Annotated in this window: 15 protein-coding genes; 3 read left to right on the forward strand and 12 right to left on the reverse strand. The window is 30.8% G+C overall.

Annotated features, from left to right (window positions below):
- Nucleotides 1-798: 798 nt before the first annotated feature.
- The 3 genes from perR to bcp form a co-directional block, all read right to left on the reverse strand.
- The gene (gene perR, locus IDG65_RS07700; protein ID WP_000110011.1) at nt 799-1,245 is read right to left on the reverse strand and encodes a peroxide-responsive transcriptional repressor PerR; all 447 of its coding nucleotides are present in this window, start codon (nt 1,243-1,245) and stop codon (nt 799-801) included.
- 96 nt (nt 1,246-1,341) lie between these two features.
- Nucleotides 1,342-2,292, reverse strand: coding sequence for a phosphoglycerate dehydrogenase (locus IDG65_RS07705; protein ID WP_000869472.1), 951 nt, complete (start codon nt 2,290-2,292; stop codon nt 1,342-1,344).
- A gap of 5 nt (nt 2,293-2,297) precedes the next feature.
- Nucleotides 2,298-2,753, reverse strand: a complete 456-nt coding sequence (gene bcp / locus IDG65_RS07710) for a thioredoxin-dependent thiol peroxidase (RefSeq protein ID WP_000939521.1) — start codon at nt 2,751-2,753, stop codon at nt 2,298-2,300.
- 80 nt (nt 2,754-2,833) lie between these two features.
- Between bcp and IDG65_RS07715 the strand changes: the two genes are divergently transcribed.
- Nucleotides 2,834-4,123, forward strand: coding sequence for a glutamate-1-semialdehyde 2,1-aminomutase (locus tag IDG65_RS07715; protein ID WP_001011605.1), 1,290 nt, complete (start codon nt 2,834-2,836; stop codon nt 4,121-4,123).
- 292 nt (nt 4,124-4,415) lie between these two features.
- Nucleotides 4,416-5,510, forward strand: a complete 1,095-nt coding sequence (locus IDG65_RS07720) for an FUSC family protein (protein ID WP_001236371.1) — start codon at nt 4,416-4,418, stop codon at nt 5,508-5,510.
- A gap of 89 nt (nt 5,511-5,599) precedes the next feature.
- Here the strand turns inward: IDG65_RS07720 and IDG65_RS07725 are convergent, their stop codons facing one another.
- From IDG65_RS07725 to mutY, 4 genes are all read right to left on the reverse strand, one after another.
- Nucleotides 5,600-5,692 carry a hypothetical protein gene (locus tag IDG65_RS07725; protein WP_001791878.1) on the reverse strand — a complete coding sequence of 31 codons (93 nt, stop codon included), beginning with the start codon at nt 5,690-5,692 and terminating at the stop codon, nt 5,600-5,602.
- A gap of 8 nt (nt 5,693-5,700) precedes the next feature.
- Nucleotides 5,701-7,437: an SAV1866 family putative multidrug efflux ABC transporter gene (locus tag IDG65_RS07730; protein ID WP_052997557.1), complete on the reverse strand. Its 1,737-nt coding sequence runs from the start codon at nt 7,435-7,437 to the stop codon at nt 5,701-5,703.
- Between the two features lie 291 nt (nt 7,438-7,728).
- Nucleotides 7,729-8,271, reverse strand: coding sequence for a nucleoside tri-diphosphate phosphatase (gene ntdP, locus IDG65_RS07735; protein WP_000251253.1), 543 nt, complete (start codon nt 8,269-8,271; stop codon nt 7,729-7,731).
- Between the two features lie 301 nt (nt 8,272-8,572).
- Nucleotides 8,573-9,610, reverse strand: coding sequence for an A/G-specific adenine glycosylase (gene mutY / locus IDG65_RS07740; protein ID WP_000284762.1), 1,038 nt, complete (start codon nt 9,608-9,610; stop codon nt 8,573-8,575).
- 151 nt (nt 9,611-9,761) lie between these two features.
- Here mutY and IDG65_RS07745 point away from each other — a divergent pair, with 151 nt between their 5' ends.
- Complete coding sequence (locus IDG65_RS07745) at nt 9,762-10,739, forward strand: metal-dependent hydrolase (protein WP_000379098.1); 978 nt, start codon at nt 9,762-9,764, stop codon at nt 10,737-10,739.
- A 260-nt stretch (nt 10,740-10,999) separates the two neighbouring features.
- Here IDG65_RS07745 and IDG65_RS07750 read toward each other — a convergent pair whose 3' ends face one another.
- The 5 genes from IDG65_RS07750 to sgtB all read right to left on the reverse strand — a co-directional run bounded on the left by IDG65_RS07750 (nt 11,000) and on the right by sgtB (nt 15,557).
- Entirely contained in the window at nt 11,000-11,836 is an 837-nt protein-coding gene (locus IDG65_RS07750) for a membrane protein (protein ID WP_000886466.1), read from the reverse strand.
- An 8-nt stretch (nt 11,837-11,844) separates the two neighbouring features.
- The gene (locus IDG65_RS07755; RefSeq protein ID WP_000535828.1) at nt 11,845-13,362 is read right to left on the reverse strand and encodes an ABC transporter ATP-binding protein; all 1,518 of its coding nucleotides are present in this window, start codon (nt 13,360-13,362) and stop codon (nt 11,845-11,847) included.
- A 14-nt stretch (nt 13,363-13,376) separates the two neighbouring features.
- Nucleotides 13,377-13,691: a YfhH family protein gene (locus IDG65_RS07760; RefSeq protein ID WP_000435806.1), complete on the reverse strand. Its 315-nt coding sequence runs from the start codon at nt 13,689-13,691 to the stop codon at nt 13,377-13,379.
- On the reverse strand, nt 13,669-14,487 hold the full coding sequence (gene recX / locus IDG65_RS07765; RefSeq protein WP_001124422.1) for a recombination regulator RecX: 819 nt from the start codon (nt 14,485-14,487) through the stop codon (nt 13,669-13,671). Before recX ends, IDG65_RS07760 begins: the two co-directional genes overlap by 23 nt.
- 260 nt (nt 14,488-14,747) lie before the next feature.
- Nucleotides 14,748-15,557, reverse strand: coding sequence for a monofunctional peptidoglycan glycosyltransferase SgtB (sgtB, locus tag IDG65_RS07770; protein ID WP_000830378.1), 810 nt, complete (start codon nt 15,555-15,557; stop codon nt 14,748-14,750).
- Nucleotides 15,558-15,603: the final 46 nt, after the last annotated feature.

A 15,603-nucleotide genomic window follows, 5' to 3' on the forward strand; every position in this document is an offset into this window, starting at 1 on the left:
ATGTATTAGGCACGCCGCCAGCGTTCATCCTGAGCCAGGATCAAACTCTCCATAAAAATTATGATGTTTGATTAGCTCATAAATACTAAATAATGTTTGTAACTTATAGTTACGTTTTTTGGAATTAGCGTTGACATATTGTCATTCAGTTTTCAATGTTCGTTTGTCACTTACAAGATTTAATTATAACTCGTAAGTTTTTGTAAGTCAAGAATTATTTTTAATTATTTTATTTCTAAAAAATAAATTTCCTAACTCAATTAATTCAACAAATATTATTTTATTATGTATTTGTTCGAATTTCAATAGTCAAATTTACACTTTGTTAATATTTTAAATCAACAACTTAAAACATTTGTTTTTTAAATATTAGTGCCGTTTGACGACTTTTATATAATATCAAGTTATTCTAGTAGAGTCAACATAAAACAACACTTATTTTTGTTTAAAAATTACTGTTGAAGGGATTATTTTCTATTCGTAAGTACTATATGTATTTAAAGTGTAATTCCTTACGCTTTTTACTTCAGTTTTACAAACAAACTTATCCTCACTTTATGGATAGTTATTTAGTGAACCTTCGTTTGAATATTTTTATGTTTATTTATAAAGGATACTAGTTATTAGTTAATACCACTTCCGTAGTTAAAATGTTCTTTTCTTCTATTTAAATATTTTTCAGAATGAGCATAAAAAAGAAGTTAAACAACTTTCATGTCGTTTAACTTCTTAAATATTACACTTACTTATATGAAGTAAGCTAACGCTTTTTTAATTTGTCATACTACCAAAGTTAAATTATTTATCTTGGCATTCTTTACAAACTCCATAAATTTCCATTCGATGATGTGTTACGTCAAAGTCAGTCATATGCTGAGCTAATCTTTCAATTTCATTTAACTGTGGATATTGAAAATCAACAATCTTACCACATTGTTCACATATAATATGATAATGATTATGTGTATTAAAGTCGAATCGACTTGATGAGTCTCCATATGTTAATTCTTTTACAATTCCAATATCTTTAAACACTCTTAAGTTATTATATATTGTCGCAACACTTATATTTGGAAAATCAGGTGAAAGTGCTTGATAAATTTCATCAGCTGTTGGATGAGTATGTGAAGAAATTAAATAACGTAATATTGCTTGTCTTTGAGGTGTAATTCTTACGCCTGCTTGTCGCAATGATGCAATTGATTCTTCTAGTTCATGTTCAATTGATTCTATTTCAACACTCATCTATATCACCATCTTTCTTATATAATAATTATTATTACTTACTATAAATATAACTGTAGTATTGCGCGCGTGTCAATATTTACATGATGATTTCATTTAATAGCCTTTTTTAGCATCAACTTCATTCTCAATTAGACCATTCTTATTGAGAAAATTAACTAGATTGTTTTTAAAAATATCTAATAAGTCATACTTTGCCTCATAATCATTACCAGTTATATGCGCTGTTATAGTTACATTTTCCAATTCATATAATTCATGATTAGGTTTCAAAGGTTCATTTTCAAACACATCTAAATACGCATGTCGAATAACTCTACTTTTTAATACTTCTATTAAGAGCGATTCTTTAACTATGCTACCTCGTCCTATATTTATAAAAAGTGCTTCATCTTTCATTAATTCAAAATGTTTTTTCTTTAGTAAATGAATCGTTTCTTGCGTTTCTGGTAAAGCATTTATAATAATGTCAGCATTTGGTAATGTGCTTTCAAGTGATTCGATAGTATATATCTCGTCAAACTCATCTTTGTTCTGACCTGACTTGCTCAGACCAATTAAATTCATATTAAAAGCCTTTGCTAACTTCGCAGTTCTAGTAGCAATTGCACCTGTACCTAAAAATAAAACTGTTTGTCCTGATAGGCGTTTACCAGTTATTTTCGAATCATATATATGTTGTCGTTGGTTATCATATGATAGTTTCATCTTTTTATAATCATCTAAAATGAAAGCTAAAATGTATTCAGATAATTGTTTAGCTTGAACACCTTTTCCATTAGTTACAAGTATGCCGTGATCTGCAATATAATCTAACGGTAATGTATTTACACCCGTAGCAAACCATGCAATCCATTTTAAATTCGGGCAACGTCGTAAAAATGCCTCATTGATACCGCCATCATAACCAACTAATATATCTAAATCAGCCAAGTCGCTCTCAGGTATTTCTGATGCTTTTTTATAAAATTTAAAATCTAAATCTGAAAAGCTTTGTTGTAATTCAGTTTCAACTTCACGCATACGATTTAACCCAACAACTTTCATATATGTCACCCCAAAATGTTTTTAAGTTCTTCTATTTGTGTTTTAACCTTAACCTTCTCGATAACATCTAATACTTTGCCTTGTTCATCTATTATAAAAGTCGTTCTTACAATGCCCATACTTTCTTTGCCAAATGATTTTTTCAACTGATATACGCCAGTTTCTTTAGCTAATTTAAAATCTTCATCTACTAATAAATCGAAATTCAATCCGTGTTTCTCAATAAAATTTTGGTGTTTTTTCTTTGAATCACCGCTTATACCATATACTGCAACATCTAAATCATTGAACATTTCTAAATTGTCTCTAAAGTCACAAGCTTCTGTGGTACAAGTAGGTGTATTATCTCTAGGATAAAAATATATAATCGCCTTTTTACCTTTTAATGTATCATTTGTAATGACAGTTCCGTCTTGATTTTCTAATTTAAATATTGGAAATTGTTCTCCTTTTTGCAACATATAATCACCTTTTTCTTCATTATAATAATTTTATGATACGATATTAGATGAAAATATTAAATTAAAAGAGGTTGATATAAATGAATTTTAGTGAAAGTGAACGTTTACAACAACTTTCAAACGAATATATTCTAGGCGGTGTCAATTCCCCTTCTCGTTCTTATAAAGCTGTAGGAGGCGGTGCACCTGTTGTTATGAAAGAAGGACACGGTGCATATTTATATGATGTCGATGGCAATAAATTTATTGATTACCTTCAAGCATACGGTCCAATTATTACGGGGCATGCACATCCTCATATTACTAAAGCAATTCAAGAACAAGCAGCTAAAGGTGTTTTATTTGGTACACCGACTGAACTAGAAATTGAATTCAGCCAAAAATTACGTGATGCAATTCCATCTCTTGAGAAAATTCGCTTTGTAAATTCTGGAACAGAAGCAGTCATGACAACAATTCGTGTTGCACGTGCATATACTAAAAGAAATAAAATTATAAAATTTGCTGGATCTTATCATGGCCATTCTGATTTAGTATTGGTTGCAGCAGGTAGTGGCCCATCTCAGCTCGGTTCTCCAGACTCAGCTGGTGTTCCAGAAAGCGTCGCACGTGAAGTCATTACTGTACCTTTCAATGATATTAACGCATATAAAGAAGCAATTGAATTTTGGGGTGATGAAATTGCCGCAGTATTAGTAGAACCAATTGTTGGTAACTTTGGAATGGTAATGCCTCAACCTGGATTTTTAGAAGAGGTTAATGAAATTTCGCATAACAATGGGACACTAGTGATTTATGATGAAGTAATTACTGCATTCCGTTTCCATTACGGTGCCGCTCAAGATTTATTAGGTGTTATCCCTGATTTAACTGCATTTGGTAAAATTGTTGGCGGTGGTTTACCAATTGGAGGCTATGGTGGACGTCAAGATATTATGGAACAAGTAGCACCTCTAGGACCTGCATATCAAGCTGGTACAATGGCTGGTAACCCATTATCTATGAAAGCAGGTATTGCATTACTCGAAGTACTAGAACAAGACGGTGTTTATGAAAAATTAGACAGCTTAGGCCAACAACTAGAAGAAGGTTTACTTAAATTAATCGAAAAACATAATATCACAGCTACAATTAATCGTATTTATGGATCTTTAACATTGTACTTTACAGATGAAAAAGTCACACATTATGATCAAGTTGAACATTCTGACGGCGAAGCGTTCGGTAAATTTTTCAAATTAATGTTAAATCAAGGTATCAATTTAGCACCTTCTAAGTTTGAAGCTTGGTTCTTAACAACTGAACATACAGAAGAAGATATTAAACAAACTTTAAAAGCTGCAGACTATGCTTTTAGTCAAATGAAATAACTTTTAAGGAAGTATATTTTTAATTGAATTAAAATAAAGCAAATGCTCACATAGTAGATTCATTTTATATCGTTAACTATTAACGTTTAACTTGATATGTCACTATGTGAGTTTTTATTTTACAAATTTATACTCTTTTAATCTCTGACTAAAGTTTTACATCACTATCAGTATTATGTATGATTTATTTTAACAACTATAAATAAGCTTGAATTTTGTAACTAGTAAGTGTATAACAGTAATGAATACGAATATTAGATATTCAATAAACTTAAAAGGGGCGTCATTATTTTTGAGACTAGGAGCTCGGATTTTTAAAACTGGTATAGCCATTATTTTAGCTATGTCTATCGCTTCTTTACTACCGGATGATGTTGGTCTGAAAGCCTTAGCTGGTGTCAGTGCTGTTGTTGCAATGCAACCTAGTATTTATCGTTCATTTAAAACAGTTTCTGATCAAGCATTGGGTAACATTATAGGTGCCATACTATCTGTTACAATGGTAACAATTTTTAGTGATAATTTTATCATTATGGGTGTTACCGTCATAGTACTTATTGCTATTTTATTTAAATTTAATTTAGCACATGTTGCTACTTTGGCGAGTGTAACAGCATTAATCATTATGGGACAACATACCGGTTCTTTCTATATTACCGCCTTTTACAGGTTTGTACTTGTAATGATTGGTGTCATAAGTTCATCTCTAGTTAACTTTGTGTTTCTACCACCTAAATTTGAAACAAAAATTTACTATAATTCATTAAATATATCCTCAGATATTTTTATGTGGTTTAAATTAGTATTAAATGATACGACGGAGTTTAATAATATTAAACAAGATAGTCATAATTTAAAACAACGTGTCGAAAAGTTAGAGAAAATTTATGATTACTATAGCGAAGAACGTCCTATTACAAAAAAACATATTCACCAACAGAATAGAAAGAAAATACTTTTCAGAGAAGTAGTTCAGACGACTAGACAAGCTTATGAAGTATTAAACAAATTGTCGCGTTATCAAAACGACTTATATTTACTTAATAACAATTTCCTATTACAAATCAAATTAGATTTAGATTCATTAACTGCTTTTCACGAGCAAATTTTAGCTAGCCTTTCTAAAAAAGCACGTTATAATGTGACACATGTTGATTATGAGTTAGATAATCCGCAGAAAAAAGATTTATTGTCCACATTTCAGCATGAGTTAATAAATCATCCTTATCAAACGGAATATTCGTTTGCCAATGTTATGCAAATTGTTGCAGCCATCGAAGAGTATCGACACCATTTAGAGCATTTAGACCGCATAAGAATTAGCTTTTTCACATATCATAGATCTGATGCAGACATTGAAATTGTTGAAGAAGACTTTGATTTATAAGTTTAAAGCAATTCCTGTAATTAATACCACAATGAGATAAAGTAATATTGAATCTCGAAATTAAATTAAAAAAAGCAGTAAGATTATTTTCAATTAAGAAAATCTCTTACTGCTTTTTCTATGTTATGACCCCACCATCCTGTTACAAATTTTCTCTTCAAGATTGTACTGAAGTCAAACAACTAATACTTTATAAGTTTTGAATGCTATATAAATGCTCGTAAGCACCTTGTTTTGACATCAATTCACGATGCGTACCTGTTTCAACAATATGTCCATTTTCAATTACGACAATTTTGTCAGCATGTGTAATAGTGGACAAGCGATGCGCTACGATAAGTGTCGTTCGATCTTTACTCAACACATCTAATGCTTCTTGAATAATGGATTCACTTTCTAAATCAAGTGCACTTGTTGCTTCATCCAAGATAAGCATTGGCGGATTATTTAAAAATATTCTAGCAATCGATAATCTTTGTTTTTGACCACCTGATAATTTAACACCTCGTTCACCTACTTCAGTGTCATATCCCTGTGGCAAGTTCATAATAAAGTCATGTGCATTAGCCATTTTCGCCGCTTCAACTACTTCTTCATCTGTTGCTGTTGGACGACCAAGTAAAATATTTTCCTTAACTGTATCAGAGAATAAAATATTATCCTGTTGCACCAATCCTATTTGATTTCTTAAACTTCCCGTTAAAAAATCTTTAATGTTGTGACCATCTATTAAAATTTGCCCAGAAGTTACATCGTAAAATCTCGGTATTAAGTTAATTAATGTTGATTTACCACCACCACTCATACCTACGAAAGCAACTGTTTCTCCTTTTTCAATACTCAAATTAATATCTTTTAAAATTGGAGCTTCGTTATCGTTATATTGAAAACTAACATGATCAATATCAATACGACCTTGTTTAATTTCAATAGGTTGAGCACCAACACCATTTTTAATGTCATAATCTTCGTCAATTAATTGGAATACACGGTCCATTGAAGCAAAACTTTGCGTTAAAGTTGTAAATGATGCGACTAAACGACGTAAAGGCCCGAACAATAACTCTAAGTATCCAACAAATGCTGCAAGTGTACCTACTGTGATTGATCCAGAAATAGCAAGATATGCACCAACACCGATGACAATTATTGGTCCAATATCTGTAACTGTATTAATTGCGGCAAAGGAATAGGCATTCCATCTTGTATGTTTCAAAGCACGTGTTAAGAAATTAGTGTTCTTTTTATCAAAGTTTTTCGCTTCATTGTCTTCAATCGCAAAACTTTTAACGACTGAAATACCTTGAACACGTTCATGCAAGAATCCTTGAACCTCAGCTAATGCTTGCGATCTCTCACGCGTCAATTTTCTTAATCTTCCAAAGAAAACGTACACCGTTAAAATGTAAAATGGGAAGATAAACAGTGCTGCTAAAGTCAATTTCACATCTAAAAAGAACATTATGGATAGTGCAATAATAATTGTTATACAATCTAACCAAATATTCATTAACCCGGTTAAAATGAAATCTTTTGTTTGTTCAACATCATTAATCACTCTAGATATTACTTGACCTACTTGATTATTAGCATAAAATCTCGCACTTAAAGCTTGTAAATGGTTGTATAACTTTTTACGTATATCATACAATATTTTATTACTTGTCCATTGCGCCAAATATTGACGTATAAATTCAATTGGTGGTCTCACTATTACAAAAATAAATAATGCGATACCAATGGCAATAGTTAAATGATGAACTTTTTCATCAGTCGTTAGTGCGTGGTTATTAATCACGCCATCTATTGCATATTTAATTAAAAGTGGTATAAGCATTGGTATACCAAACTTAATTATTCCAACAATAATCGTTGCAAAAATACGATATTTGTATGGCTTAACAAATTGCAAATATCGTTTAATCATACAATCCCCCCCTAATCTATTGCCCTATCCTATTCATAAGCATAAAAATGAATAGAGGTTGGATACATAATTTGTAGATGTAAATTCTTCTTACAATTTACATTTTTAAAATTAAGATATCTCAACCTCTGTCATATTCATGTGATTAAATACGTTGTCTTATTCGTATGTTATATTCTATTCAATTTAATCTATGGATACTGTGTCCCCACACGACAGCAAAAGTTATCATACTTCTTTACATCACTAAGTCAATATAAATGATTTAATCAGTATTTACACTTTATTTGCTTAATACTGTCTAATTTTTTTGTAACGTTCTTTCCAAACTTTGATAAAATCTGGCGCGAATGGGCCCTTCTTCTGTTCTATCCATTGTTGAAGAATGTCCACGTTGCGTCTTAAAATAATATCAATATCATGCGGATAATTCATTTGATTCATATGTTGCTCATATTCATCTTCATCTAATAAATGATACTTTCCGTTTGGATATACTTTAATATCTAAATCATAGTCTATATATTTTAATGCCTCTTCATCACAAACAAATGGTGATGACAAATTGCAATAGTAATAAATTCCATCTTCTCTAAACATGCAGATAACATTAAACCAATATTCTGAGTGAAAGTAAACAATTGCCGGTTCACGTGTTATCCAAGTTCTTCCGTCACTTTCAGTCACTAACGTATGATCATTGCCACCAATGACAACATGATCAGTACCCTTTAATATTGTTGTTTCAGACCAAACGCGATGAATCTTACCATCATGTTTATAACTCTGAATTTTAATGTTTTCCCCTTCTTTAGGTATGGATTCTCTGACCATACTCCACACCACCTTCTGTTAATTTAACCATTATAAATTATAGCATATTTCAGAAATAGTATTATATAAATACATATTTTTACGAAATAAGATTTTACTACTTAATAATTAAACTCGGTAATATTGCTAAGTACTGCAACAGAGATTTACATGTCCCATTTAAAGTATATAAAATCATCACTTTTATATATCAACACTTTAACTTTTTGACATTGTTATTCTATGAGATTTAAAGATATCATTTATACTTTTTAAAATTAATGTCACTATGTTTTCCGATAATATTACCAATCATCGAATGTTACCCATTTATAAATTGATAAATCTTTGACATAGGTACAGGGAATGTATATTGATCTCGATCACTTAAATCAAACCAAATCATGTCATCTGGTAATGTTTCAATGTTAATTGCTCCTGAAACGGCGTATACTTTAATCTTCCATGTTAAATGAGTAAATTGATGCTTCAACTCAAAAATAGGTGTTTCTACTGGTTGAATGTCATGACCGATTTTTTCAGTCATTTCATGTCTAGCATGCTCACTTTCAAACATAGGAAATTGCCACATACCATGCAATAATTTTTCGCTACGCTTTTGCAACAGATATTGACCTTGATTATTTCTAATTAAAAAGACGGATTGCTCAATTACTTTTTTACTTACATTTTTAGATTTAACAGGTAACTTTTCAAATGTACCTTTATCAAATGCCTCACAGTTTTCTTGAACTGGACAAAATAAGCATAATGGATTTTTTGGTGTACAAATTAATGCCCCTAATTCCATCATAGCTTGATTAAACGTTCCAGCTTCTGTAGTAACATACGGTAACAATTCTTGTTCGTACGATTTCCTCGTCGATTGTAATTTAATATCTCGATAGTCATCATTCAATCTAGACCATACTCGAAAAACATTTCCGTCTACAGTTGCTAGTGGTACATTATATGCAATGCTCATTACTGCAGCTTGTGTGTATGGGCCAACACCTTTTAACGCTTTAAATTGATCAGGATCTTTGGGAACTAAGCCTTCATATTTATCATAAACTTCTTTAATCGCCGTATGAAAATTTCGAGCTCTACTATAATATCCTAAGCCTTCCCAATACTTTAACACTTCATCTTCCGAAGCTTGACTCAAAACTTCCACAGTTGGAAATCGTTCAACAAAACGATGATAATAGTCAATAACTGTTTTAACTTGTGTCTGTTGTAACATGACCTCACTTAACCAAATATAGTACGGATTGGTCGTTTGTCGCCATGGCATTTCTCTTTGATTTTCATCAAACCAGTGTATCAAATTTTCTTTAAAACTAGACTGCTGATACATTTATAAAACCCTTTCCTCACCAAAATTAATTGTCTTTACTCATAATGTTTTTATTGTACATTAAAATCATGGTTAGTATGTAAGTTAATTTAGTTATTTGCGAAATTGGATTATAATAGTATATATAATATTATGAAATGAGTGAACTGATATGGACACTGCAACACATATCGCAATTGGGGTGGGCCTTACAGCACTTGCAACTCAAGATCCAGCAATGGCTTCTACGTTTGGTGCAACAGCTACAACCCTTATCGTTGGTTCATTAATTCCTGATGGGGATACTGTTCTTAAATTAAAGGACAATGCAACATATATTTCGCATCATAGAGGTATCACGCATTCCATCCCTTTCACAATACTATGGCCAATTTTAATTACATTTTTAATATTCACGTTCTTTAGTGGAACCAACCCATTTCATGTATGGATGTGGGCTCAGCTCGCAGTATTTTTACATGTCTTTGTAGATATATTCAATTCTTATGGTACACAAGCACTTAGACCTATCACAAACAAATGGATTCAATTAAGTGTGATTAACACATTTGACCCTATTATTTTCACAGTTCTTTGTATTGGTATTGTATTATGGGTTATAGGCTTGCATCCATTTGCAGTCTTCTTTCCTATAATCGCTTTACTAATCATTTATTACATGATTCGTTTTAAAATGAGAGCCGTAATTAAGCAACAAGCTTTAAAAGCAATTCAACAAGAGCATCACCCTGTTAAAGTATTTGTTGCGCCAACAATAAAATTTATGGAATGGCGTGTCGCGATACAAACTGATGCACATGACTATGTTGGAAAAGCATATGGTAGGAATGTGGTGTTTAGTGATAAAGTGGAACGTCAAACATTATCAACAGACTCCATTTTATGGAAAGTCAAAGGTAATAAAGATATACGTACTTTTTTAAACTTTTCATCAATCTATCGTTGGCAAACAACAACGTTAGCAGATGGTTCTACTGAAATTCGTTTGATTGATTTGCGTTATTTAAAAAATGATCATTATTCATTTGTGGCAATTGCACATGTAACAAACGATAATGTCATAGACCACTCTTATATTGGCTGGGTATTTACAGAAGATAAGTTACAACGTAAACTGTATGCTAAATAATTTCAAGTTATTATTCACTAAAGTTAATCTATAAAAAATGAACAACCGGGCAGAATGAAAATCAAAACGATTTTTACTCTGTCCGGTTTTTTAATGTAAAACTATGAATGCTTTTACAAAATCTAAAATTTATATTGTTGCTAACAAACTACCTTTAATGACTCGAAATATCAAAATCAGTATAGGAAAACAATATCTAGATGATATTCTAATTGTTTCTGATTCTCACAGATTAATTTACACAACAGGTCAGCTAAACATCATGAAGAAGTATCCGCCTCGTCTGTACTATCATTTGAAACATCCTGTTGATTATCAGTTTGTGTCACTTTAGATGTTTTATTATAAATTGCGTGTGTCGTATACCTTGCTAATACGAAATTTACTGCAGCTATTAAACATAAGAATAAAATAAAGTAAAAATGATATGGAATGTTTTCCATACTTGATATACCAAATATGATAGATTGTGCTATACCATTAACAATGTAATACATTGGATTCAGCATTAGGATGTGATTGATAAATACATGATTTGGATTTGGTATGAAAATAATTGGTAACAATAAGATACACAATACACAAACCCCATAAAATATGATATTTATTTTTTCAGTTAACAGTCGAATAAGACCAAAAGTAACGGATATTAATCCTACAAAAATAGTTGCCATCACAATAAAATAGAATAGCGCTATATATGATGTTTCGAAGTTTACTGGTTTAACCAATGCACTAATCATCGTCAAAATGACTAGCATAATAAAACTTAAAATAGACATAATAACTACTGGCGTCGCTGCGGAAATATTAAATAACTTAGTAACTAAAAAGTCATTCATATAATGATGATAAGAGATATAAATTGTGAACATCACTACCGCAAAAACAATCAATGCAATAATTCTAAATAACCATCGCACCTCTTTAACATCGGTCAAATGACTAAAGGAAAATAGCGTTTCACTTGCAATAATAAGTATTAAACATGCAGCTAATACGATTAGAAAACTTTTCCAACTTTGTTTTAAACGTTCTGTTACATACCTTTTAGTATGCGGTAAGTTTTTAAAATATAAAATAATATTATCTAGCATCTTTACACCTACAATTCAATATAAATCCATTTGTCTTCTTTCAAATTGGCAATACAATATCCATTCCCAACTTTAGTAATCCAAATGTTATTGTTAATATTAAACTTATCTTTTAATTCTTTTTTATCTACAATTGGATAAACAAAACCATATAACTGATTATTATCATTGAAAAGTAATTGTATCGGTTGTTGTGTAACGGATGCAACGAAACGGTTATCATCATCAGGAACTAAAGTTTTAATAACTGAACTATGCTTTTTATGTAATTGACTATTAAAGTATGCATAGTAATTACTATAATTTGATTTCATATATGGTGCTAATTTTTTAAAACTATGCGTTTGATATAAACCTGCCGGGTTAAAATATTCTAATTTATCTTTACTAACATAGTAAGTCTTATTATCGGCGGTAACACGATAATTTTTACTATTTTCGCCAGTAATTGTAACTACACTATATTTTGGAATTGTGACTTGTTTATCCCCTTGCATATCCACACTGCCATTAAAAGCAATTCCATAAGCTAACTTTTCGCCATATGGATCTTTATTTTCATTTTGCATCGTAGCACGATTCGTAAAATCTGTTATCGAAATAATTCCTATATTATTGAAAATGAGCAACATCATCAATGCTAAGCCTAAAATGGTACCTGAGGCTAAAGTCCAAAAACGCACTAAAAACTTAGGCGGTTTTGCATGATTATAGCGCTCAACACGTTTGAAATTATAGGTCATCTCTGGTATTCTTGTACGATTCTTTTTCCAATCTAAATCAAAGTTTTCAATTTCTTCTTTTGAGTTTAGACTTAATCGATCACGTTCATGTTCTTTAAAAGATGGAATAACTTGTTTAAGTGACCCTTCCATTCTTAATTGACCATGTGAAAACCAAGCTATGTAGTTACTCACTTGTGAAATTTTATCAATATCATCACCAATTGACACAATCGTTAAATTATTTTCAATATAATCATTTGTTAATTCAATCGCACGTTCCATAAATTGTGGTGTTAAATAGTCAATAACATGATTTAAAATAATAATATTTGATTTTGATGAGCGTGCAATACTTAATAGTAATTGAGCGTATGCCGCTTTCGATATATGGTTAACCGGCTTCGTTTTAAAATCGCCTAAATGTGCATATTGAATAATCTGTTCAGCTTTATGATCATTAATTTCATATGGAAATAGTTGAACTAACTGCGCTGTATAAGCTTCAACAGTTTGATGAATTAACGATTGATCTTCAATATATCCGTAGAACAAATCTTCAGTACAAACTACTTTACCTTTATCAGGTTTAATTGCACCTGCCAACAATTGACCTACCAACGCTTTGGAAGATTCAGGTTCACCAATTATACCTAATGCTTCTCCTTGATAAATATGTAAACTAATATTGTTTAAATCGATATCTTCAGCATCATATCCAAAAGGTAAATACCATTTTTTATTCTGTTTATTCCTATAGTAGTGTGTTACTTTTAGTAACTTTAAAACAATTGAACTTCCCATCTATTTTCATCCTTCTATAATTGTAATAACGCTATAGGTAAGCCTTCTTCGGGTTCATCGCTATTAAATCTAAACCCCCACGCAAAAATACCTTTTAATCTTTCTACTTTAAAATATTGATTACTGCCATCAGTCAGTTTATAAATTTTACCAATTTCTATCTTTTTTCTGTCTACTAAGTAACTTTCGGCAACAATTACTTTACTTTGATAAACGTCATATTCATTTAAAATACCGTTCATCTCAGCTTTTCTCATTTTCTCTTTATAAAGTTGTATTTCGTGTCTTAATTCTGGCTCAGACATCTCACTCAATTTCTTCTGTTCCATCGGCAATACCACTTTCTTCTAATTTAGCTTTAATTTTATCATATTTATATCCTTTTCTCATAAGGCCTTCGATAGTTTTTGAAATTAATTTCTGTTGCGTGTACTTCTTTCGATTTTTATTATAAATTTTTTCTAAATCTCGTTGTAATAAATCGTCTAAAACCGCTTCATCTTGTGTAAAATCCATTTCATTCAATACAGCATGAATGGTTTCCATTTCAAACCCTTTTTGAATTAAAGATTGCATTACTTTTTCTTTAACCTTATTTTGTGGCCCTTTTTTTGTTTTAGATATTTTTTCAGCAATTTGGATAATATCATCAAGTTCCTGTTGTTCTCTATAAAGTTCTGTAAACATTTCAATGATATTTGGTTCTATACCAAGTTGATATAGTTTTTGTTGATAAATTTTAGGTCCTTTATCTGTCGTGCGAATCATTGTATTTTTTAAACTTTCCGCATAATCTTGATGGTCGATTAACTTTTCGCGATAACAATATTCAATCACTTCAGAAATCGCTTGCTCTGATATCTCTTCTTTTTGTAAATATTGTATAACTTCTTTTTCAGTTCTCTTTTTATATGATAAATATTGGATTGCTTTGTTTAAACCTATGCGATAATGATCATACTTTTGAATCTCTGCCATGTCAGCAGCTTCAAGTTGTTGCCCTTTTTTTAAATTAAATTTGACTAATGTATCGATATCTATACCCATTTCAAATTGTTCGTCTAAAAAAAGATTAAAACGTTCTTTGTTTTTCTTTTGAACTTCTATTTTAGTAATCTTCGGCACTGGATCACCCCGTTACTTTCTCAAGTTTTAATACAATACTCTTTTATTATTCAATAAGCCACTTCCTATAGCAAATGTTTAACTTTAAATATTTTTCGATGCTAACAAAAAATCACACTATCATCTTTTAAAATGAAAGTGTGATTACAAGCAAATCTGTAAAATTTATAAAGCAGAAACAATTCAACTTTATCATTATGACATTTCAATTAAACCTTCTACATTATAGTTCCAAGCATCTTACACATGAATGCAAGTATTTAACGATTTAATTGTGACATAGCCTGTTGATATTGTGTTTCATTGATATAATTTTGTTGCTTCATTTTTTCTAAGTTCGTGCTTACACGTTGCGTAAAATTCTCTGACATATTATTGATATTATATACGCTAGGTGCATTGACTTTACTAGCTAAAATAGCGCTTTGTAAAACTGTTATGTGAGACATTGTTGTACTATTTTTATTCACGGTTGTTCCAAAGTAATGGTTTGCTGCGCCCTCAAGCGTATATTGATTATCCCCAAAGTAAATATTATTTAAATAAAAGCTTAAAATTTCGTTCTTATTACATTGTTTTTCAACTCGATGAGCTACAAATAATTCTTTTACTTTTCTAGTAAATGAACGATCATTATCATAAAAATAATTTTTGACAACTTGTTGTGTAATGGTACTACCACCTTGCACATCTCTGTCGCTAATCGTTGAAAATAAAGCTCTAGTTGTACCTTTCAAATCGAATCCATGATGATTGTAGAATCGTTCATCTTCCATTGAAATAAAGGCACCTTTAACATACTCTGGCATGTTATCAGCTGACACAAAACTACTTTTATTTTCAATTTTTCTTAGTTCATCCACATTATCGCGTGTAGATAAAAAATACATGATACCAATAAACAATGCGATAATGATTAGAATGGTTAATAATATTTTCAATAGTATTCGTTTACTTTTTTTCTTTTTCGGCGGTTTGCCAACTGGTTGATAATACGTATTATAGTGAGGTTCGTGTTTCATATGCTCAAAATGTTCATTTGAGTTTGAGTACCTATCGCTTCTTTTCATGCGTTTGCTCCTTCTTTTAAAACTCACTTAGTATATACCTTGAGTT

This window comes from Staphylococcus sp. EG-SA-17 (genome assembly GCF_017151845.1).
Taxonomy (GTDB): Bacteria; Bacillota; Bacilli; order Staphylococcales; family Staphylococcaceae; genus Staphylococcus; species Staphylococcus aureus.

Excerpts from the sequence above, each read along its gene's own strand:
- perR (WP_000110011.1), bottom strand. The coding sequence starts at position 1,245 with ATGAGTGTTGAAATAGAATCAATTGAACATGAACTAGAAGAATCAATT.
- IDG65_RS07705 (WP_000869472.1), bottom strand. The coding sequence starts at position 2,292 with ATGAAAGTTGTTGGGTTAAATCGTATGCGTGAAGTTGAAACTGAATTA.
- bcp (WP_000939521.1), bottom strand. The coding sequence starts at position 2,753 with ATGTTGCAAAAAGGAGAACAATTTCCAATATTTAAATTAGAAAATCAA.
- IDG65_RS07715 (WP_001011605.1), top strand. The coding sequence starts at position 2,834 with ATGAATTTTAGTGAAAGTGAACGTTTACAACAACTTTCAAACGAATAT.
- IDG65_RS07730 (WP_052997557.1), bottom strand. The coding sequence starts at position 7,437 with ATGATTAAACGATATTTGCAATTTGTTAAGCCATACAAATATCGTATT.
- ntdP (WP_000251253.1), bottom strand. The coding sequence starts at position 8,271 with ATGGTCAGAGAATCCATACCTAAAGAAGGGGAAAACATTAAAATTCAG.
- mutY (WP_000284762.1), bottom strand. The coding sequence starts at position 9,610 with ATGTATCAGCAGTCTAGTTTTAAAGAAAATTTGATACACTGGTTTGAT.
- IDG65_RS07745 (WP_000379098.1), top strand. The coding sequence starts at position 9,762 with ATGGACACTGCAACACATATCGCAATTGGGGTGGGCCTTACAGCACTT.
- IDG65_RS07750 (WP_000886466.1), bottom strand. The coding sequence starts at position 11,836 with ATGCTAGATAATATTATTTTATATTTTAAAAACTTACCGCATACTAAA.
- IDG65_RS07755 (WP_000535828.1), bottom strand. The coding sequence starts at position 13,362 with ATGGGAAGTTCAATTGTTTTAAAGTTACTAAAAGTAACACACTACTAT.
- IDG65_RS07760 (WP_000435806.1), bottom strand. The coding sequence starts at position 13,691 with ATGGAACAGAAGAAATTGAGTGAGATGTCTGAGCCAGAATTAAGACAC.
- sgtB (WP_000830378.1), bottom strand. The coding sequence starts at position 15,557 with ATGAAAAGAAGCGATAGGTACTCAAACTCAAATGAACATTTTGAGCAT.